The sequence below is a fragment of the Kosakonia sp. BYX6 genome (assembly GCF_038449125.1).
GTDB classification, from domain to species: Bacteria; Pseudomonadota; Gammaproteobacteria; order Enterobacterales; family Enterobacteriaceae; genus Kosakonia; species Kosakonia calanthes.
The window spans coordinates 3,583,525-3,604,152 of the sequence record NZ_CP151800.1; the positions used below are offsets into that span (position 1 = coordinate 3,583,525).

The window sequence follows — 20,628 nt, forward strand, 5'->3', positions numbered from 1 at the left end:
AGCTCAATCCTTATTGTTACTTTTCAACCCCTGATAAACGCGTGCCACTTTTTGGCTGTATCTCATCCGCGCAATTTTGGTTTTGCGATCGCGGGCATTGCCCGCGTTATAAGCCCCGACCGCATCCCAGCTATAACCGAACACCCGCATTTGCCCCGCCAGAACCCATGCGCCCGTCATAATGTTCTGGCAGGGATTATTAATCAGTAACCTTGGCGTAATGCGGTATTTCTTTAACTGGTTAAAGTGCTGGCTATTAATCTGCATCAGGCCAACATCGGTGGTGCCGTTGTTATTTTTATTGACTGCCACCGCCGATAAACCTGATTCGACAATGGCGATCGCCTTCAATAATTCAGGCTCAATACCGTAACGCTCGCCCGCCTGCTTCCAGCAATTTGCTATGGCGCTGTTCACCGCCAGAAAAAACAACACGAGCATCAGCCTGAACATAATCAAAATCCGTAAACGATGGCCTTCCCGTTATTATCCGCAGTAGAAACATCCACTTCATAAATATTCTGTGATTGCTTACTGGGGTTATGCCACTGATATTCTTTACCCCACGGATCGTGCGGTATTTTTTGTGTCAAATAGGGTCCATGCCAATTATTAACATTCACAGGCTTTTCGATTAGCACATTTAACCCTTCCGTTTCGGAGGGATAACTTCCGGTATCCAGCCGATATTGTGTTAATGCATCGGCGAAGGCGTGCATCTGGCGCATGGCGGTTTTTTCTTTCGCCTGGTCAACATTCGAAAATAATTTCGGTCCGACAAAACCGGCCAGTAGCGCAATAATCATTAATACCACTAACAGCTCCAGAAGAGTAAAGCCCTGCTGTTGCTTAAGCTTAATGTACAGTTGATTCATCTTAGTTCGCTCGCTTGGGTATGCTGTTCACCGTTGCTATTCTCCCCCGATGTGTACTGGGCGAAAGCTGATTGCTCCCGTTGGCATCAAGAATGCTCTGCGGTGCGCCGGAAATCTCTCTTTTGCGAATAATTCCCGATGATTTTTCTTACTGGTCAGATAGAAAAAGTCTGATGAAGCTCGTATCGTATTTTTTTAGTCTTCATTCCTACAGGACGTTGGGAGAATATTAATGTCAATAAATATATTGATCGCAGATGAGCATACGATAATACGCCGGGGGATGACCTCGATGATAAATTCCCTGAAAGCCAGCAATATTAATACGGAAAGGTTAGATATAGATGTTGTCGGTGATACACATGAACAAACAGAACTTCTCAATATTCTCGCTAATCAACAAGTCGACCTTCTCTTTCTAGGCTACGGACTTAACACCATAAAAACCGGCAGTCCCTTATCTGAATTAGATGGCATCGCGCTGGTGAAATGGATTTCGAGCCGCCACCCCAAAACAAAAATCATTTTCCTCTCGCCTTATAACAACACCAATCTTATCCGCATCGCGCTGGAAGCCGGCGCCAAAGGGTATATCAGCCGCAATACCAGTGAACGAACTTTATGGCGTGCCATGACCACCGTATTGATGGACGAAGTTTATATCGAGCGAGGATTAATGGATTCGCTTTTCCGCCGGGATGCGATTACCCCTCAGGAACTGTCAACCCGTGAAAGCGAAGTATTACGTTTGCTATGCCGTGGTCTTTCTTTAACAACAATTTCCAAACGTATGAATATCAGTATTAAAACGGTCAGCGCTCATAAACTCAGAGCAATGGCGAAATTAAATGTCCGAACCGATTGTCAGCTTTATTGCCTGTTATTTCAGACACGCATGTTTGATATTGCCATGTAAGTAGTGTGTTTTGCCGTGTTAGTTGATGTGATAGTAAGTGTGTTATTTATCTATTTAAAAATAAATGTTCAACGTTGCAGTATTATTTGGTGCCATGAAAGAAGGCCATCCCGTATCCCGGAATGGCCTTCTTTATGATTGCAGCGGGGGTTATTTTGCCAATGCCCACACGTCATTCGTTTCCGGTTGGTCGCCCTTCGTCCACCAACGCGCTTGATATTCTTTCCCTTCCCAGGTCACTTTATCGCCGCCGACATAAATACTCTCTGCATGCCATGCCGCTGGCGCATCCGCTTCGCTGTTTTCATCCTCACCAGGTTGGTTATGACCGCCAAAATCAACATCGATCACGTTGTAAAACGTAGCGGCGGTGTCAGAAACGTCCCAGGCGGCCAAAATCACGTGATACCCTTCGCGCGCCGGAACAACACATTCCTGCGCCTCATCAGCACCCAGAGCCGGTTGCCTGTTATTGCCTTCGATATGGCAGAAAGGCTGCGTTTCAAAGGAGGCGCGCGTCAGCGGCTGGTTCGGGTTCCAGTCGGCTTTGGTTATCCAGTAATCCCAGGATTTGGCTTTATGCGGCGCGGTATAGGTCCAGGTAAAGGACTGTTTCCCGGCGCTGATCGGATGTTTCACCCAGCGCGTTTCGCTTTGCTCATCCAGACGGCTCATTGACGCGACGCCCGCGCTGGCAATATGGCCGTCTTCCGGCCCGTTATTCAGTTCAGGAAAACCATCGGCCCCTTCCACACTTTGCATTTCATACAGCGGGCCGCTGCCGCAATCTTTATTTTGCGATCCCATATTGGCGTTACACATAAATGCACGCGACGCGGGTTGTGAAACATAGCCGTGGGCCAGCGCCCCGCCAGCCATACCTAATGTTGCTAATGCGAGAACAATTTTTGAAAGCTTCATAAATAACTCCGTTTATTTTTAAAAAAAAGGCCGCAATAAACGCTATTGCGGCCGAAATATAAAAAACTCAATCAACCAGGAGATTACTCAATGACCTGCCAAACTTCATTTGTGCCCGGCTCATTACCGCGGGTCCACCAACGTGCTTTGTAGTCTTTTCCTTTCCAGGACGCTTCATCACCGCCGACATAGATCTTATCGCTATCCCAGGTAGCGATGGCTGATGGCGCATCCGGTTCGGAGACATCAGAATCTGCCGGGTGGTGCTTGATGCTGAACGACAGCGGAATGGAATCATTCACGCCATCATTGACCGTCAGGTTAAAGACCAGCGTGCTTTCCTCTTCCGGGCTGTTGAGCGTAAAGCTCGCTTTCGGCTGATTACCGTTGGTCAGCGTCACATGCGGCCCGGAAACTTGTGTCCATGACCAGTTCAGCGCGGCGCCTTCAGGATCTGTGGATGTAGAACCGTCAAGCACCACGGTTGCGGCGCCGGTAACATCCTGCGGATAAACGGCTTTCGCGACCGGAATATGGTTCTCAACCTGCGGAACATCACCGCCTGTCGCTTGCTGCATCTCATTGATATAGCTGACCTGATCGGCGAAGCTCAGTTGCGTGTTGTTGGAACCGAGCGCCCAGACAAACACGCCGCCGTAGCCTTTTTCCGCCTGCCAGGCCGCGCGTTTCAGGTTGTTTTCTTTGGACTCAACGTAACGGCCTTCCGGCCCCCATTGTGAGTTGATGGTGTTACCAAGAATGATTTTTTTCTGATCGCCCACCGCACGGGCATAGTTCGCCATCGCCACGTCATAACGGAAACGCGGACCGGCGTCGTAGGTCATCACGTTAAAGAAATCAAACACATCGCGACCAGCGGTCAGCAGCGAGAGCGCTTCGCCGTGGTGAGTTGAGCGGGCATCTTCGATAAATGAGCAGTTTTCCATCACCGATGGGCTGGCACAGGATTCCGGATCCGCGCCAACGTGATAGGTGGTCAGGCTGAGCAATTTACCGCTGTTCGGGCCGAGCAGCTCTTTAATGCGTTTGGCAAGGTTAAGCAGGTTTTCATTTTCCTGCGGCGTCAGACGGGCGACTTTTTCGTAGTCGAAATCAATACCATCCAGCTGGACGGTACCGGCTTTCTGGAAACTCGCCATATTGCAGGAGTTGTCCCAGGTGGCGCTCAGGCACTCGCCTACCATCTGTTCCGGCTTCATGTCTTTTTTGTAAACCGGGAAGTCGGTTTTCACCAGTTTGACCAAGCCCTGGGCGATTTTTTCGCGGCTTGCCGGGTCGGCAATATGCGCCCACATGCTTTCATAGGTTTCACCGCCGAACGCCACCATCATTTTTTTCGCTGGCGCGGCCAGTTTGGTTTGTGTCCAGGAGGTGTACGCTGGGGGTAACCAATACGGGTCGTAATCAACTTCTTTAATAATATTGTCTGATGAGGAGATATCGCCGTTCTGATCCCAACCGCCAAATGAGAGGAAGAACGTATCGACGTTGGATTTTTCAAGCTGGGTTGCGGCATCCTGAGGTAAACCCCAGGATGTCAGGTAACTCATCACGTGATTATTTTCGGCAGAAAATGCCGCTTGTGAAAGTAAGACTGTACTGATCAAGGTAGCCAAAGATAGCTTTTTCAAAGTAACCTCCTGTTACAGGGTAAATAATAAATCTGCTATCAATGGTATGCTTTGAGAGAATTAATCCTATTAGCGACCTCTTTCAAATAATGAGAAGAGCGAATATTAGTTGAGGAATATTCCTGGAATTATTGCGCAGCCTTTTTTATTAATAATAGTAATGAATAACCTGTTTTTTATTATTTGATCCATTTACCGATCTCTTCCTGGCTGCAAGGTTTAAATAAACAACCGTCCATGCCCGCAGCCAGACACTGTTCAATCACTTCGGCCTGCGCGATGGCGGTAAAACCCAATAGCGTGGCGCGGGCGACGCCGTAATGTAGCTCTTGCGCACGTAATCGCTTCGCGAGGGTAAAGCCATCCATCACTGGCATGTTGCAATCAATCAGGATGTAATCGAAATGATGCTGCTGGCTCCATAAATTCAGCGCCTCCTCCCCGTTTTGCGCTTCACACACCTGGTGACCCAAAAACTCCAGTTGATAGCGTAATAACATTAGGTTTGGCGGGTAGTCATCGACGATTAATACCCGTTTTGCGGCTTGTGCGGCCTGCGGCGCGCTCAGGCTGGTCGGCTGCGGATGATGTCTGTTAACCGCCGGAAGACGCAGTTGCAGGGTGACCGACGTGCCTTTTCCCGGCACGCTGCTCAGCGTCAACTCACCGTTCATCAATTCGCACAAGGTACGGCAGATAAACAACCCCAGGCCGGTTCCCATGCGCGATGCCTCGCCATCCAGCCCAAACTGGGTAAACGGTTTGAAAAGCCGGGTTTGATCCTCCGGCGCAATCCCAATCCCGGTATCTTTGACGGTCAGCGAAACCATTATCTGTCCATCGTCAGCGGCTTGATGAGCAAGGATGACGCGGATCTCCCCTTCCTGAGTGAACTTGATGGCATTGCTCATCAGATTGGAGAGGATCTGTTTATAGCGATAAGGGTCTATTTTCAGTAAGCAAACATCGCCGCCCTCAACGATAAAGTGAATGGCGAGCTGCTTTTGATCGGTTGCTTCTTCGAATAGCAGCACCACGGAGCGGGTAAGGCCAATCAACTCTTCCGTCGAGGCTTCCAGCGCCATGCGGCCCGATTCAATGCGCGAAATATCCAGAATATCGCCCACCACGGCGAGTAAGTTTTTCGCGGCGTCGTGCGCCACTTCCAGCATCGGTTGCGCCCGCTGCGCCTGCACATTCTGTTTTATCTGCAACTCAAGGATGCCGAGGATCGCATTTAGCGGCGTGCGAATTTCATGGCTCATCATCGACAGAAAATTGGTTTTCGCACGGCTGGACGCCACCGCCTCATCACGCGCTTCATTAAGCATTTGCTGCATACGCGTGCGCTGTTTGACCTGTCGGCGCTGCGAAATCCCCCACAGCAACGAGAGCGCCAGAATCACAGCCGTGCCGATGCCGATTTGCCACAAATGTTTCCCCCACCGTTGCCAGAACGCGCCGCCCTGGTAATAGCCGTTGCTGCCAAGCTGCTGATAGTCGTTGTCGGGGATCGTATCCAACACCTTGTTGATAATGGAGAGTAGCTCGGGCTGTTGCGGCGAAACGCCAAACGCAATGTGCATCGGGTTAACATTCAGCGCGCCCGCCAGCCGCACATATTGCCTGCCAACCCGCCGAATCTGATGGCTGGCGTTGGCTTCAATAGCGATTGCCGCATCGACCACGCCCGCCGCTAATAAATCCACCGATTCGGTTGGCCCACTGGTCTCGACTAACCGTAAATGCGGGAAATGGGCGGCGAGATAGCGCGCTATTAATGTCCCCTCACGCACGGCCACGATCATGTCGGACGGCGTAGTGAGTGTTTTGGGCGCGCGGCGGGAATTTCTGATCAGCATGACATATTTGCTGGTCAGCCAGACGCGCGAGTAGCGTAAGTGCGGCAAACGATTGACAGGTATCCCGGCCACCATATCGGCCTTCCCGGTCGCGATTTTTTTGCGCACGCTTCGCAGGCTGGCAGCATCTTCGATCGCAAAATTAAGCCCGGTACGCAGCCGCACGAGCGTAAGTAAATCTGCGCTGATACCGCTGAAATTCATTTTCTTATCGATAAAGCTCATGGGCGCGTAGGCATCAAAGGCAAGCACGTTGATAACGGGATGCTGATGCATCCATTGCTTTTCCCTGGTCGAAAATACTGGCTGATTTTGTGTGGTTGGCGCTGCAAGTGTGATATCGGCAAGAAAAAATAATCCCAGCGCAACCAATAACCTTTTCAGGCTACGAAAAATAGACCCCTGCATTATTTGCTCCGGTTTTTAGTGATCACAACGAAAAATAAGGAGCGAATTAACCGATACGTATTAATTCCTGTAACTGGCGGTGTTCATCAAACATCATTGAAATAAAACTCTCGCGCATTTTCAGGCTATTTTCAGCGCTGATGACACCATCATTAATAAGCGCAGGTAGCCGCTCCATAATAATGCATCCACGCCTGGCGCGGCGCATTCCCAGCAGATGCCAGGAGGATTTCATCCGGTGCGCAAGATCGGCAATTTGCATGAGCGTCCCTTGATGACGCATTGTTTCAAGGTGTGTGATATCGGCGTCGAGTGTCTGCAACAGCCTGGGTAGCATGGCGTCAATAACGGGCTGTTGCTGCCTGGCCAGCGCATGCAACTCGCGTAAATCAGCCGGTTTCGGTTCTTCCAGAGGCAATGCTTCCGCTAGCGGTAAAGGCAAAAGCTGGTCGAACCCTTTGAGGCGCAACAGATTTTCGTTCAGGGTTTGCAGATGGATACTGCCCGCCAACAGTAGCGCGGGCGGGGTTATTTCTTTCATCAACTCAGCCGCCAGAACCGCTTCGAGCAACGCGAAACCGGCGCGGGCGTTGTCACTTAAATCGATCAGCAAAGCATGCCAGCGCTGTTGGTGCAGATAATGTAGGGCGTCATCAATACCGACAATGACCCTCTCTCGATTTGCGGTGTGCATACCTGGCTGAGCAAGCGGGGACATGGCGAGTAGCGTCTGCGTTCCCTGCATAACAACCTCCGTTGTATTAACTGGTTAATCCAAGTTGCTGGAGATATTCGTAAAGCTCGTATTCTGAGGTAACGCCGAGTTTGCGCATTGCGCTTTTCTTTTGCGCGCTGACGGTCTGTTTAGTTCGGCTAAGCCGGGTGCTGATTTCATTTACCGTTAATCCACGAAGTAACAGGCGCAGCACTTCGTTCTCTTTCGGTGTCAGGCTCACTCGCAAACCCGGCTGCGCTTCATCACTGTCCGGCCAGGCTTTCGCGCAGGCCAGCGCTGGTGCGAGGCGTTTCATGGTATGCAGTAATTCCGTCGACAAGCTGGCTTTGCTAAGCACAGCATGGACACCCAACCGCCGTAGCGACCGCTGAACGCCGGGGTTGCTTACCATGGTCACCACAATAATTAATAATGACGGCCAGCGTCGTTTTATTAACTGAATAAGCGCCAGCCCATCATTATATTTTTCACCGGGCATACTGAAATCGGTGATGAGAATATCAATGGAATGTTGTTCAAGTTTGGTTATCAGTTCGTCCGTGGTCAGCGCTTCATCAATTATCTGATATTGCCGGGAAAGCGGCGTGAGTAATGCTCTTAGTCCCATTAAATAAATAGGGTGGTCATCGGCAATCAGAATGTTTTTCTTTTTAGACATACTTACGGATTTTCAGGTCACGGCAACGTAATGATAATGGGGGTTACTCTAACAAAAAACATCACAGTGCAGCATGAATATTTATTATTAATAGATGGGGTGTCTTTATAATTAAAAGCAGCATTAATACACACAGCAAATAAGAATGCGAGGTTTATAAATACTATAAATATTATAGGCAAAAAAAACCGCAACCCGGAGGCTGCGGTTTGATTGATGAAGCGGAAACTTACGGCAGAATAGACGGCTGATCCGCCCCTTCTTTTTCCACTTTTTGCTGCAACAGGTGCTCGCGTTTCATGCCCATCTTCAGTGCCAGCGCTGACGCGACATAGATTGAAGAGGCAGTACCGATGGAAACACCGATCAGCATGGTCAGCGAGAAGCCTTTCAACATCGCACCACCGAACAGATAGAGCATCAGGATCACAACCAACGTGGTGCCGGAGGTAATCAACGTACGATGCAGGGTCTGCGTCAGTGAAATGTTGAAGATCTCGTACGGCGTACCGCGACGGATCTTACGGAAGTTTTCACGAATACGGTCCGATACCACGATGCTGTCGTTCAACGAGTAACCGATGACCGACATCAGTGATGCGACGATGGTCAGATCGACCTCGATCTGGAACAGCGACAGCACGCCCATGGTGATGATAACGTCGTGCGCCAGCGCGATAACCACGCCCGCCGCCAGACGCCATTCGAAACGGAAGCCGACATAAACGAGGATGCTGATCAGCGCAACCAGCAGCGCCATGCCACCAGTTTGCGCCAGATCCGCGCCAACGCTCGGCCCAACGAATTCGATACGCTTCACGGAGGCATTCTGGCTGGTCGCTTCGTTAATCACGCTAACGACTTTACTGCCCAGCACCTGTCCGCCGGATTCACCCTGCGCAGGCGGCATACGAACCATGATGTCGCGGCTGCTACCGAAGTTCTGCAACAGCGGCTCCTGGAAGCCCGCTTTCTCCAGCGCGTCACGCATTAAGTCCATGTCCGCTGGTTTTTCCAGCGAAATTTCGATAACCGTACCGCCGGTAAAATCCAGGCCCCAGTTAAAGCCGCGTACGCCCATCACCACGATGGACAGAATAAGCAGCCCGCCGGAAATGATAAAAGCCCAGTTGTCCCAGCGCATAAAGTCCCAGACTTTACGGCCGTGGTTCAATTGTTCAACAGTATAATCCTGTGCCACAACGCACTCCTCAGATAGACAGCTTGTTAATGCGTTTGCCGCCGTACAACAGGTTGACGATGGCACGGGTACCGACAATAGCGGTGAACATGGACGTCGCCACACCGATACCGGTCGTGATCGCAAAGCCTTTAATTGAGCCAGTACCGACCGCGTAAAGGATAAGCACTTTGATCAACGTGGTGATGTTGGCATCGAAAATGGACGAAAACGCGCCCTGATAACCTTCGTGAATCGCCTGCTGCACGGTACGTCCGTTGCTCAGCTCTTCTTTAATACGTTCGTTTATCAGTACGTTGGCATCCACCGCCACCGCAAGGGTGAGCACGATCCCCGCAATCCCCGGCATGGTCAGCGTTGCGCCAGGCAACAGCGACATAATACCGACGATTAACACCAGGTTCGCCACCAGCGCAGAGGTCGCGATCAGACCAAACTTCTTGTAGAAGAAGATCATAAAGATGATGGAAACCACCAGACCTGCGAGACAAGCCTCCAAACCTTGAGTAATGTTCTGTGAACCCAGGGTCGGACCAATGGTGCGTTCTTCAACGATCTGAATCGGCGCAATCAACGCACCCGCACGCAACAGCAGCGACAGTTGGCGCGCTTCGTTCGGGTTGTTGATGCCGGTGATACGGAAGCTGTTGCCCAGACGAGACTGGATGTTGGCGATGTTAATCACCTCTTCCTGTTTCACCAGCACCGCGCGTCCGGTCGCATCTTTCTTACCGCTGTCTTTGTACTCCACAAACAGGGTCGCCATCGGTTTGCCGATGTTGTCCTTAGTGAAGTTAGACATGATGTTGCCACCCGCGCTATCCAGTGAAATGTTCACCTGCGGTTGGTTGTATTCATCCTGGTTAGACGTGGAGTCGGTGATGTGGTCGCCGGTGAGGATTACGCGTTTGTACAGCACAACTGGCTGGCCTTCGCGCGTCTGCTTCACTTCGGAATCACCCGGCACACGGCCACTTTGGGCGGCGGAGGCATCCACGCTGGTGTTAACCAGACGGAATTCCAGAGTCGCGGTCGCGCCAAGAATCTCTTTCGCGCGCGCGGTATCCTGAATACCCGGCAGTTCAACCACGATGCGGTCAGAGCCCTGACGCTGTACCAGCGGCTCGGCAACGCCAAGCTGGTTCACACGATTACGCAGGATGTTGATGTTCTGCTGAACAGCATATTCGCGGGCTTCGCTCAGGCGTGCATCGCTCATCACGGCGCGCAGCACATTGTCGCCCTGATTGGAGATAACGAGATCGCGATGACGGCCAGTCAGGTAGGTGTTCGCCTGGTCGCGCGCCGCGCTGTCACGGAACTGAATGCTCAGGCCATAGTTATCTTCCTTACGCACGGTGGTGTAAGGAATGCCTTTGTCGCGCAGATCGCTGCGCAGGCTGTCGATATTCTGTTCCTGCAATTTGCCCAGCGCCGTTTGCATGTCAACTTCCATCAGGAAGTGCACGCCGCCACGCAAGTCGAGACCGAGTTTCATCGGTTCGGCTTTGATGTAGCCCAGCCAGCGCGGGGTTGCCGGTGCAAGGTTAAGCGCGACAACATATTGGTCACCTAACGCGTTGACCAACACTTCGCGAGCGCGCAGCTGTGTATCGGTAGAATCAAAGCGAGCGAGAATAGCGCCCTCTTCCAGTGCCACAGACTTCGCGTTGATTTTTTCTTCTTGGAGATTTTTCTGGACCTGGATCAGCGTTTGCTCACTGGCGGCGACACCGCGCGCGCCAGTGATTTGAACAGCCGGATCCTCACCATACAGGTTGGGAAGTGCGTAAAGCAGGCCGACGATAATCACGACGACCAGCATGATGTACTTCCACAAAGGATAACGGTTTAACACGGCAGTTCCCTTTGGGAAAACGATAGATTACAGCGCCTTCATAGTGCCTTTCGGCAGAACGGCAGCTACGAAGTCACGTTTGATTACCACTTCAGTGGTGTCGTTCAGTGCGATAGCAATGTAGCCGGTTTCCGCTACTTTGGTCACGCGACCAACCAGGCCACCATTGGTCAGCACTTCATCACCTTTCGCGATGGAGTCCATCAGCTTTTTATGCTCTTTCGTGCGTTTTTGTTGCGGGCGCAGGATCATGAAATAGAAAATCAGGCCGAATACGACCAGCATCAGGATCAGGGACATCGGGCTGCCCTGTGATGGCGCGCCTGCTGCCGCTACCGCATCAGAAATAATAAAGCTCATTCAAATTCCCTCATTATTAAATTAATCAACGTTCAAAGGTGGAACCGGTCGACCCTGACGCTGGTAAAAATCCGCTACGAAGCTCTCTAATTTACCCTCTTCGATAGCCTTGCGTAAACCAGCCATTAGGCGCTGATAATACCGCAGGTTATGAATGGTATTGAGACGCGCGCCCAATATTTCGTTGCAACGATCGAGATGATGCAAGTAAGCGAGCGAATAATTGCGACATGTATAGCAATCACACTCGGTATCGAGCGGGCCGGTATCGCTTTTATATTTTGCGTTACGGATTTTCACCACGCCATTGGTCACGAACAGGTGGCCGTTACGGGCGTTACGCGTTGGCATAACGCAGTCAAACATATCAATCCCGCGGCGCACGCCTTCGACCAGGTCTTCCGGCTTACCGACGCCCATCAGGTATCGTGGTTTGTCTGCAGGGATTTGCGGGCAGACATGCTCAAGAATACGGTGCATGTCTTCTTTCGGCTCACCCACAGCCAAACCGCCGACAGCGTAGCCATCAAAGCCTATCTCTACCAGACCTTTAACGGAGATATCTCGTAAATCTTCGTAAACGCTGCCCTGAATAATACCGAACAGCGCGTTCTTGTTACCCAGCCCGTCAAAACGGTCGCGGCTGCGTTTCGCCCAGCGTAAAGACATTTCCATCGAACGTTTCGCGTAATCCCAGTCCGCCGGGTACGGCGTACATTCGTCAAAGATCATGACAATGTCGGAACCGAGATCGTATTGAATCTCCATCGATTTTTCCGGATCGAGGAAAATCGGATCGCCGTTGATCGGGTTGCGGAAATGCACACCCGCTTCGGTGATTTTGCGGATGTCGCCAAGGCTGAACACCTGGAAGCCGCCGGAGTCGGTCAGGATCGGGCCTTTCCACTGCATGAAATCATGCAGATCCCCATGCAGCTTCATGATCTCCTGACCCGGGCGCAGCCACAGGTGGAAGGTGTTGCCCAGAATGATCTGCGCACCCGTCGCTTCAACTTCTTCCGGCGTCATGCCTTTTACGGTGCCGTAGGTCCCCACAGGCATAAACGCCGGGGTTTCGACTACGCCGCGCTCAAACACCAGGCGGCCGCGGCGGGCGCGTCCGTCGGTGGTCTCCAGTTCAAATTTCATTTTTTCTCCAGCCAGAAAGACAGTCTGACGTTTAAAACCAGCGCCGCGGACCTATTCCCCGACGCGTTCGGTAAGAGCCCGCGGATTGTACGTGATAAACATCGCATCCCCGTAACTAAAAAAGCGATATTTCTGCGCAACTGCGGCGTGGTACGCATTCATGGTGTGCTGATAACCCGCAAAGGCGGAAACCAGCATGATCAGCGTCGATTCAGGCAGGTGGAAGTTGGTCACCAGCGCATCAATCACCTGGTATTGATAACCTGGGTAAATAAAGATTTGCGTGTCACCAAAGAAAGGTTCGATCAGGGCCTCTTTCGCCGCCTGCGCTGCGCTTTCCAGCGAACGCACAGAGGTTGTGCCCACGGCAATGACACGATTGCCTCGCGCTTTCGCCGCCAGCACCGCGTCAACGACGTCCTGCGGCACTTCGGCATATTCGGAGTGCATGATGTGATCTTCGATGCTGTCTACGCGCACTGGCTGGAAAGTGCCCGCACCTACGTGCAGCGTGACAAACGCCATTTCTACGCCTTTATTGCGCAGGCGTTCCAGCAGCGGATCGTCAAAATGCAGGCCTGCCGTCGGCGCTGCGACCGCGCCAGGTTTCTGGCTGTAGACGGTTTGATACAGTTCGCGATCGGCGTCTTCATCCGGACGGTCAATGTACGGCGGCAGCGGCATATGGCCGATGGCGTTAAGGATATCGAGCACCGGGCGCTCGTCATGGAATTCCACTTCAAATAGCGCATCATGGCGCGCGACCATCGTCGCCTGAATGTTTTCCGCGTCGCCTAGCAGCAGCTCCGCACCTGGTTTAGGTGCTTTGGAGGCGCGAATATGTGCCAGAATACGTTTATCGTCGAGCATGCGCTCAACCAGCACTTCAATCTTGCCGCCGCTGGCTTTACGACCAAACAGCCGCGCCGGAATGACGCGAGTGTTGTTGAACACCAGCAGGTCGCCAGGGTTGAGCTTATCGAGTAAATCGGTGAAAGTACCGTGCGTCAGCGCGCCTGTTGGGCCATCCAGCGACAGTAAGCGGCAACTGCTGCGCTCGGGCTGGGGATAGTGGGCAATCAGGGATTCAGGCAATTCAAAGGAAAAATCGGCAACGCGCATGACACTAACTCGATACATATTTAAGAGGCGGGTAGTCTAGTGCCCACGCCCCTTCGCTGCAACCGTTAGCCGCTTTTGGCGCTGAATATAGGCTAAAGAGTTCGGGTGACGGGAAGGCGGCAACGCAGCGAATCCCCGGGAGCTTACAAAAGTAAGTGACCAGGGTGAGCGAGGAAAGCCAACGCACCAGCAACCTGAAATATGACGGATATATATGAACTTCCTTGCACACTTACACCTCGCCCATCTGGCTCAAAGTTCCCTGCCCGGCAACCTGCTGGCGGATTTTGTTCGCGGCAACCCGGAAAACCTTTACGCCCCCGACGTGGTAGCCGGTATTCATATGCATCGCCGAATCGATGTAATGACCGATAACCTGCCGGAAGTAAAAGTCGCTCGCGAATGGTTTCGCCCGCAAACCCGCCGGGTCGCGCCGATTACGTTGGATGTAATGTGGGACCATTTTCTCTCACGCCATTGGGCGCAGCTTTCACCTGATTTCGCGCTGGATGATTTTGTCCGTTATGCGCGCTCACAGGTGGCCACCATCCTGCCTGAATCTCCACCGCGTTTCGTTAACTTGAACAATTATTTATGGGCAGAGCGTTGGATGGAGCGTTACCGGGATATGGCGTTTATCCAGAATGTGCTCAATGGGATGGCGAACCGCCGCCCGCGCCTTGAGGCATTGCGCGACTCCTGGCAGGATTTGGACGAACATTACACTGCGCTGGAAGCGCTGTTTTGGGATTTCTATCCGCGCATGATGGCGCAAGCCCGTGCGCAAGCGCTTTAATCGCGTTTCGCTGAGCTTTGGCTTCTGCGCACATCCCGCCGGATGGGGGCGGCGCCTTATCCGGCCTACAAATTCAGTACAGATTTCACACGGTGCCAGGCCTGATAAGCAAAGCGCTATCAGGCATTTCAATGGCTACGCGCCTCTCGCCAGATGCGCACCGCCATCCACACCAACACCGCGACACCCAGCAGCAGCGCGCTCCAAACCAATAACGTCTTCCACATCCCTTGCCGCTCGGCGGGTGACGTTGCCGTCATTCGCGCCTCACCGCCCAACGCCATGCGGGCCTGCGTTTGCGCTCGCGGTATTGCAGAAGGGTTCATCTGTTTACGCAATTCCGGCGGGATCAACGCATCCGGCGTCACGGCGGCCTGCACCGCGGCCCGGTTTCCCCACGCCAGCATAAACGGCCCCTTCCCCTGGGCATTAAAAAGGATTGACTGGCGATCGCGGCTGCCCACCACTCGCGGTAATGTCCCCGGCAAACGCGCGTCCAGCGTGGTAATGCGCACCGCCTGCACCACTTCACCCGCCAGTTGAATGGGTGCAGAGCCTTGCAAATCGCGCTGCCAGAGTACCGTTTTGCCGAGCGACTGCCATTCACCCTCCGCTGCACTGCGCCACGCGATGTCCACCGGCAGCACGCTATCTCGTTCAAACTTCACCGTCAGCGCATGCAACGGCTGCGGTTGCGCCCACTGATACTGCGCTTCGGTGGGGGAAATCTGCCGCCCGGTACTTTCCATCTGCACCTGCTCTCGCGATGTCGGCTCGCTACCCAGCGTCGCGGTAGCCTGGCTGATCGTCACCGGTAATGGCCCGGTGGCAAACACCAGCAACAGATACTGCGTATTTCTCGCCGACATCCGTTGGTTGAGGTGAATCTGATCGAGCTTCAGCTTATCGTTACCGCTCGCCAGCGCCATTATCGGCGCGCCTTCCTGAAGCAATTCCCAATGGCGCATGTCCCGGCTCGAAAAGAGTGCCACCGTGCTGCGCCAGTTCTCCACCGGCTCCTGCCACGTTAATTTCAATTGCGCGAGGGTGAAGGTTTTCGGCATATCCGGCGGTAAGGCCAGCAAATAACTTTGCCCGATGGGTTTCGAATCATCGCCTTCGATGCGAATGTCGATGCCCGAAGGCGCGTGTAAGCGCACGACATTTTGCCCCTGTTCTGGCGCGTCAACCGGTGAGGCATCAAGCGGGAAAACACGCAACGGTATCGCCGCTGGCGCACTGGCGGCGGTGTTCTGCGTTTCCAGGCTAAACGGCACCCGCTCGCCATCCTGATTGAACACCCGCACATCACGCAAATCCGGCCAGGCGCTCGTAGCGTAAACATCCTGCGGCAGATCCACGCGATACCATGACGCCTCTTGCGGCAGGCTCAGCGTCGCGCCGCGGGCATAATCCTGTGGGGAATCAGGCAGATCTGCCGCGCTCGCTGCGAGACTCGCAGGCAGCAGCGCCGCCAGTAGCCATCCATGTAATTTGCTCATTATTGTTCTTCTCCCTCGCTCTGTTCCCGCGCAGCCTTTGGCGGCAGGGGTGAAAAATAGCCAACAATCAGCACCAGCACCGCAACGCCAATAAAGGCGATCGCCCGCGACAACCCGCCGCCGCCGGCGCTGTCCACCAGCATCAATTTCAGCAACACCACGCCTAACAACACGCTGCCATACAACCACTGTTGACGCGCATGCTGGCGCGTCGCACGGATCATCACCACCAGCGCAATCAACATCCAGAACAGCGCGAAACAGGTCTGAATCAGACGCGACTGCCACAAGCTTTCGGCGTCCCATGCCACCTCGCCATAACAGGCCAGCGCGCGCAGCATCGCACCGTTGAGCCACCAGAACGCCAGCGCAGCCAGCAGTTGCGGGCGCGCGCGCCAGATTTCTGATGCGACATGCGGAAAATGCGTTTGCGCGAAACGGCTATACAACCACAGGCCAAGCAGCGCGAAGGCGGCACCCTCTTCCAGCGGATTGAGTAACGGAAGGTAAGTCAGCCCCATCACGATGCCATCGCTCAGGTTGGCATACACCAAGTACCACAGCAGTAACGGCACCAGCGGCAACAATGCCAGCGCGCCATACAGCGCAGGCCAGACGCGAAACGGCCAATAGCCGCGGCGTATCGCTGCCAGTACCAGTGCGATAACCGCGCCGCCCGCCGCCATTGGCAGACCTGCTTGCCAGGGTTCAGCCCCCCAGGGCAGCGATTCAACAAACCACCACAGTTCGTAACCCGCCGCCAGCAATAACATCCAGAACAAGGAAATATGCAGCCCTTGTGACAGCCGTGGCAGCGCTGCGTTGTGCTCTTTGCGCAGTAAAACCAGCGCGGAAGGCAGCGCCACGCACCAGGCCAGGTTTTGCCATCCCGCAGCCAGAAGATGGCCGCCAGTGTCAATTTGTTCACCGACCAGCAACGCCATCGCCGGCCACAACAGCCACTGCGCATAACCCAGCTCCGGCCAAGACCAACGCAGGCTGCCCGCACGCCACAGCCACACCGACAGCGCCAGCAGGAACAGCGCGCCAAAACCGGCATGCACCGACGCAGGCAGGACAAGCTGCGCGGCAGCGGCGAGGGCGATAATCCAGAACAGAATCCCGCCCGCCAGCAGCAGCCAACTTCCCTCACGCCGCATACCGCGCCACAGCGCGGATCCGACCAGCCAGCACGCGCTGAGCACGGCAAAAATCAGCAACGTTGAACGGGCGTTGATACCATCGGAAACCGCCCACAGCGCGCTTATCAGCGCCAGCAACAGTAACGCCGTGCCGCTGTAACTCATGCGTCGCTGATGTTGCTGCACGCCAAGCCACAAAATCCCCAGCCCTTCCAGCGCCCAGGCCATGGCCGTCCAACGCGCCGACAGCGCCAGCGGAATAGCCAGCGTGGCGAAGGCACCGCCGAGCGCCAGTGCCGCCAGCACCAGCGGCTTCCCAGCCGCGGGGTAACGTTTCAACGCAATCCTTGCCAGCGCCAGATAGAACAGGCCAAACCCCAGCGCGCTAAACGCCGGGCCGTATGTCCAGTGCTGCGTCATGACGTATTGCATACCAAAGCCCGCCAGCGGCGGAGCAAACAGCAGCACGCCGTCGATGATCCGCTCGCCACGGCGCTGCGCGCGTAATGAAAGCGCGACGCTCAGCACACCGAAAATGAGGATGTTGGCAATCAGGAATAGCTGGCAGCTCAGGTAATCTTGCGGGCGGTAATTCGCCAAGCCCCACAGCCCGGCAACGCCGAAAGTGAAGATCATCCCCAGCAGGTTCAGCTCGCGCCAGTGCTGCCAGAGGCTAATGGCAAGAATGCCGACGGAAAGCAGCAGATAGAAAGAGAACAGCGTGATAGGGCTGCCGCCGCCACTTGCGAGCAGCAGCGGCGCGAGGTAACCGCCGAGGCTCGCCAGCAGCGCCAGGCTTAGTGCTTTTTGCAACACCGCCAGCCCAACGCTTGCCGCGCAGATAACCATCAACAGCACAAACGCCAGCGTCATCGGCAACATCTGCCACAGCCGGAATGCGCCAAATACCGTCAAATAGAGCGCACCGACTGCGCCGCCTTGCAAGATCAGCGCAAACACCGTCTGTTTATGTCGCAAACGCCAGCCCAGCCCCAGCAGCACAATCGCCACCAACGCCACCGAAACCAGCCGCAGTTCCAGTGGGAACAGAGCGTATTCAACGGTATAACGCAGCAGGAAAGAGAGGCCGATAAACAGCAGCACAATGCCGAGTTTCGCCAGCGGGTTGCCCTGCATAAACCAGCGCGCCAGCGACGTAACCATGCCCCACGAGGCGGCGTCCGGCTTGTTCGCAGCAGGCTGAGGCCCTTCAGAGACAGGTTCAGGCACGGGCGACGCCGCTTTGCGTCCCCACGGATTCGCCGCAGGCGCGGCAGGTTGCGGTATATCAACCGGCGCAACAGGCGGGGGTTCCGCGGCAACGGTTGCCGGTTGTGAGCTGCTCTCCAGACGGTTTTCGAGAATGCTTAACCGCTGGCGTAGCTGAAAAAGTTCAGCCTGCGTGGCGACGCTGCGCCGCCAGGCGGTGATAGCCAAAATGGGCACCACCACCAGCGCCAGAAAAAGTACCACCACGCCAAATATGACAAGACCATCCATGAACTTCGCCTTCGCTGAAAAAGAGGAGACGTAATGCCCGTCTCCACTCGCGTTTGGCTCAGGAGGCAGACCAGACAGAGGCGCTGATAGCTGAAAGCGTCAGCACACCGTCTTGTAGGGTACCTGTACCTTCTTTTAGCCGCCAGTTTTTCGCCCGCAGGAGCGGCGAATCTTCCAGCACCACTTCACACGCTTCGCTGCGATTAATAGCGACCAGCACGCGCTGCTGGCGATAAACGCGCGCAAATACCAGCACGTTTTCTTGGGCGTAAATCACCTGGCATCCACCGTAACGCAGCGCCTGATTGCGCGCACGTAACGCCGACATTCGGCTATAAAGCGCCAGCAGGTGGGCATCCTGGCGTTTTTTATCCCAGGGAAACGGCTTGCGACAAAACGGATCGTTCGCCCCATCCAGCCCCACTTCGTCGCCATAATAGATGCAGGGCGTGCCGGGCCAGCAAAAGAGCCACACCACCGCCAGCGGCAGCCGGGCGACATCTTTGCCGAGCACGGTTTTAAAGCGCGGCGTATCGTGGCTGTCGAGTTGGTTAAACATGCGCAATTGCTGTTGATGCGACAACCCGGCGCGGTAGTTATCCATCCACGCGGCGCAGGTTTGCGCATCCATGTTTTGCGGGTCGCGCGACATATCACTGTTCGCCAGAAACGCCCACACCGGCAGGGTAAAACCCCGATAGTTCATCGCCGCATCTTCGGCATCGGCCTGCAACCACTGGCGCGCATCGCCAAAATGTTCGCCGACCATATACGCCTGCGGCTGCGTCGCTTTCGCCGCCTGCGTAATGCCCGTAACATGCCGCAAGTTGTTACGCGCCCCGCCGTCTTCCCCCAGCATGTGCACCACATCAAGCCGCCAGCCATCCATGTTCCACGGCGCTTTTAGCCAGTGGCGCACAATACTTTCTTCACCCTGATACATCTCTTCGACCAGCGTCGAGGATTGATAATCGAGTTTCGGCAGACTTGCGTAACCCAGCCAGTCACGGGCGTGGCCGTTTTCGTCAAAGCTGTACCAGCTACGCCAGCGCGAATCCGGGTTATGGCATGCGCCGCCCGTCGCACGGTTATGGCGATCAAACCAGGCGTGGGAATCGCCAGTGTGGTTGAACACGCCATCGAGGATCAACCGCATGTTCATTTTCTGCGTGTTGTGCCGCAAACGCAGCAGCGCCTCGTCGCCGCCGAATTGCGGATCAACATGGCGGTAATCTTCAGTGTCATATTTATGCACGCTCGGCGCGACGAACACCGGGTTGAGATAGAGCGCGGTGACGCCAAGTTTTTTTAAGTAGGGCAGCTTCTCGCTGATGCCATCCAAATCGCCGCCATAAAAGGTGGATCCGCCTGCTTCCCCGCTGAGCGGTTCATCCCAGTCGCACAGCACGATCGGCTGCCCGGCCGCATGGTGAAAATAGACGTTATCCTGATCCGCCGAACGCGGCTGGCTGCGGGCAAAGCGATCCGGGAAAATTTGATAGAACACCTGATCGGCCACCCACGCCGGGCCGCTATCGGGCGCGTCGATGGCGAACTGTTCCAGTTTGGCGGGCGGAAAACGGCTAAAACCCTGCGGGGTAAACCACAGCTGGCGGTCTTCCCACAGCAACTTAAAGCTGTAGCGGCGGCGCGGTTGCCCGCAGGTTAAATCGATTGCCGCTCGCCAGACAGTCACGCCGTTTTCCAGCGTTTGACGCCCGCGATGCATCGCCACAGCCATCTCTTCGTTGTCGATTTCCACCCGTAACGTCACGCGCGGCGGCAACGACGTGCCGCTAAGCCACAAGGTAATGATCAACTGCTGCTGGTGCTGCTTCACAAATGGCGCGACGGGCAGGTGCCATGCATTCAACATCAAAAATCCCCTTTGCTCAAAATGACGCCACTGTTTCATAGCGCACCGCGTCTCGCCTCCTTCTTTCGATTTTTTTAAGGGGGTGAGAACGAGG

Annotated in this window: 17 protein-coding genes; 2 read left to right on the top strand and 15 right to left on the bottom strand. The window is 54.4% G+C overall.

Annotation, left to right across the window (positions count from 1 at the left end; translation table 11 throughout):
- Positions 1-3: 3 nt before the first annotated feature.
- Both AAEY27_RS16885 and gspG read right to left on the bottom strand, forming a co-directional pair.
- Positions 4-453, bottom strand: a complete 450-nt coding sequence (locus tag AAEY27_RS16885; protein ID WP_342321921.1) for a transglycosylase SLT domain-containing protein — start codon at positions 451-453, stop codon at positions 4-6.
- Positions 454-455: 2 nt separating this feature from the next.
- Positions 456-875, bottom strand: a complete 420-nt coding sequence (gspG, locus tag AAEY27_RS16890) for a type II secretion system major pseudopilin GspG (protein WP_342321923.1) — start codon at positions 873-875, stop codon at positions 456-458.
- Between the two features lie 292 nt (positions 876-1,167).
- Here gspG and AAEY27_RS16895 point away from each other — a divergent pair, with 292 nt between their 5' ends.
- Complete coding sequence (locus AAEY27_RS16895) at positions 1,168-1,791, top strand: response regulator transcription factor (RefSeq protein WP_342321924.1); 624 nt, start codon at positions 1,168-1,170, stop codon at positions 1,789-1,791.
- Between the two features lie 150 nt (positions 1,792-1,941).
- Here AAEY27_RS16895 and AAEY27_RS16900 read toward each other — a convergent pair whose 3' ends face one another.
- The 10 genes from AAEY27_RS16900 to queA form a co-directional block, all read right to left on the bottom strand.
- On the bottom strand, positions 1,942-2,712 hold the full coding sequence (locus AAEY27_RS16900; protein ID WP_342321926.1) for a lytic polysaccharide monooxygenase: 771 nt from the start codon (positions 2,710-2,712) through the stop codon (positions 1,942-1,944).
- 83 nt (positions 2,713-2,795) lie between these two features.
- Positions 2,796-4,364, bottom strand: a complete 1,569-nt coding sequence (locus AAEY27_RS16905) for a glycosyl hydrolase family 18 protein (RefSeq protein WP_342321927.1) — start codon at positions 4,362-4,364, stop codon at positions 2,796-2,798.
- A 179-nt stretch (positions 4,365-4,543) separates the two neighbouring features.
- Complete coding sequence (locus AAEY27_RS16910; protein WP_342321928.1) at positions 4,544-6,634, bottom strand: ATP-binding protein; 2,091 nt, start codon at positions 6,632-6,634, stop codon at positions 4,544-4,546.
- A gap of 46 nt (positions 6,635-6,680) precedes the next feature.
- Positions 6,681-7,379, bottom strand: coding sequence for an Hpt domain-containing protein (locus AAEY27_RS16915; protein ID WP_342321929.1), 699 nt, complete (start codon positions 7,377-7,379; stop codon positions 6,681-6,683).
- A gap of 16 nt (positions 7,380-7,395) precedes the next feature.
- A complete protein-coding gene (locus tag AAEY27_RS16920; RefSeq protein ID WP_342321931.1) occupies positions 7,396-8,028 on the bottom strand; it encodes a response regulator in 633 nt (210 codons plus the stop codon).
- Positions 8,029-8,257: 229 nt separating this feature from the next.
- Positions 8,258-9,229, bottom strand: a complete 972-nt coding sequence (gene secF, locus AAEY27_RS16925) for a protein translocase subunit SecF (RefSeq protein WP_342321933.1) — start codon at positions 9,227-9,229, stop codon at positions 8,258-8,260.
- A gap of 10 nt (positions 9,230-9,239) precedes the next feature.
- Positions 9,240-11,087 carry a protein translocase subunit SecD gene (gene secD / locus AAEY27_RS16930; RefSeq protein ID WP_342321934.1) on the bottom strand — a complete coding sequence of 616 codons (1,848 nt, stop codon included), beginning with the start codon at positions 11,085-11,087 and terminating at the stop codon, positions 9,240-9,242.
- 27 nt (positions 11,088-11,114) lie between these two features.
- Positions 11,115-11,447, bottom strand: a complete 333-nt coding sequence (gene yajC / locus AAEY27_RS16935) for a preprotein translocase subunit YajC (RefSeq protein ID WP_342321936.1) — start codon at positions 11,445-11,447, stop codon at positions 11,115-11,117.
- Between the two features lie 21 nt (positions 11,448-11,468).
- The gene (tgt, locus tag AAEY27_RS16940; protein WP_342321937.1) at positions 11,469-12,596 is read right to left on the bottom strand and encodes a tRNA guanosine(34) transglycosylase Tgt; all 1,128 of its coding nucleotides are present in this window, start codon (positions 12,594-12,596) and stop codon (positions 11,469-11,471) included.
- A gap of 51 nt (positions 12,597-12,647) precedes the next feature.
- Positions 12,648-13,718: a tRNA preQ1(34) S-adenosylmethionine ribosyltransferase-isomerase QueA gene (gene queA / locus AAEY27_RS16945; RefSeq protein WP_342321939.1), complete on the bottom strand. Its 1,071-nt coding sequence runs from the start codon at positions 13,716-13,718 to the stop codon at positions 12,648-12,650.
- 214 nt (positions 13,719-13,932) lie between these two features.
- Here queA and acpH point away from each other — a divergent pair, with 214 nt between their 5' ends.
- Positions 13,933-14,514 carry an ACP phosphodiesterase gene (gene acpH / locus AAEY27_RS16950; RefSeq protein ID WP_342321940.1) on the top strand — a complete coding sequence of 194 codons (582 nt, stop codon included), beginning with the start codon at positions 13,933-13,935 and terminating at the stop codon, positions 14,512-14,514.
- A gap of 128 nt (positions 14,515-14,642) precedes the next feature.
- Here the strand turns inward: acpH and AAEY27_RS16955 are convergent, their stop codons facing one another.
- From AAEY27_RS16955 to malZ, 3 genes are read right to left on the bottom strand one after another with little or no spacing between them, the layout of a single operon-like run.
- On the bottom strand, positions 14,643-16,016 hold the full coding sequence (locus AAEY27_RS16955; protein WP_342321941.1) for a DUF3999 family protein: 1,374 nt from the start codon (positions 16,014-16,016) through the stop codon (positions 14,643-14,645).
- Complete coding sequence (locus AAEY27_RS16960) at positions 16,016-18,658, bottom strand: DUF2339 domain-containing protein (RefSeq protein WP_342321943.1); 2,643 nt, start codon at positions 18,656-18,658, stop codon at positions 16,016-16,018. The genes AAEY27_RS16955 and AAEY27_RS16960 overlap by 1 nt, the downstream gene beginning before the upstream one ends.
- A gap of 58 nt (positions 18,659-18,716) precedes the next feature.
- Complete coding sequence (gene malZ, locus AAEY27_RS16965; RefSeq protein WP_342321944.1) at positions 18,717-20,534, bottom strand: maltodextrin glucosidase; 1,818 nt, start codon at positions 20,532-20,534, stop codon at positions 18,717-18,719.
- Positions 20,535-20,628: the final 94 nt, after the last annotated feature.

Bases quoted from the DNA above. Each gene is read 5' to 3' on its own strand.
- AAEY27_RS16885 (WP_342321921.1), bottom strand. From the start codon at position 453: ATGTTCAGGCTGATGCTCGTGTTGTTTTTTCTGGCGGTGAACAGCGCC.
- gspG (WP_342321923.1), bottom strand. From the start codon at position 875: ATGAATCAACTGTACATTAAGCTTAAGCAACAGCAGGGCTTTACTCTT.
- AAEY27_RS16895 (WP_342321924.1), top strand. From the start codon at position 1,168: ATGATAAATTCCCTGAAAGCCAGCAATATTAATACGGAAAGGTTAGAT.
- AAEY27_RS16900 (WP_342321926.1), bottom strand. From the start codon at position 2,712: ATGAAGCTTTCAAAAATTGTTCTCGCATTAGCAACATTAGGTATGGCT.
- AAEY27_RS16910 (WP_342321928.1), bottom strand. From the start codon at position 6,634: ATGCAGGGGTCTATTTTTCGTAGCCTGAAAAGGTTATTGGTTGCGCTG.
- AAEY27_RS16915 (WP_342321929.1), bottom strand. From the start codon at position 7,379: ATGCAGGGAACGCAGACGCTACTCGCCATGTCCCCGCTTGCTCAGCCA.
- AAEY27_RS16920 (WP_342321931.1), bottom strand. From the start codon at position 8,028: ATGTCTAAAAAGAAAAACATTCTGATTGCCGATGACCACCCTATTTAT.
- yajC (WP_342321936.1), bottom strand. From the start codon at position 11,447: ATGAGCTTTATTATTTCTGATGCGGTAGCGGCAGCAGGCGCGCCATCA.
- tgt (WP_342321937.1), bottom strand. From the start codon at position 12,596: ATGAAATTTGAACTGGAGACCACCGACGGACGCGCCCGCCGCGGCCGC.
- queA (WP_342321939.1), bottom strand. From the start codon at position 13,718: ATGCGCGTTGCCGATTTTTCCTTTGAATTGCCTGAATCCCTGATTGCC.
- acpH (WP_342321940.1), top strand. From the start codon at position 13,933: ATGAACTTCCTTGCACACTTACACCTCGCCCATCTGGCTCAAAGTTCC.
- AAEY27_RS16955 (WP_342321941.1), bottom strand. From the start codon at position 16,016: ATGAGCAAATTACATGGATGGCTACTGGCGGCGCTGCTGCCTGCGAGT.
- AAEY27_RS16960 (WP_342321943.1), bottom strand. From the start codon at position 18,658: ATGGATGGTCTTGTCATATTTGGCGTGGTGGTACTTTTTCTGGCGCTG.
- malZ (WP_342321944.1), bottom strand. From the start codon at position 20,534: ATGTTGAATGCATGGCACCTGCCCGTCGCGCCATTTGTGAAGCAGCAC.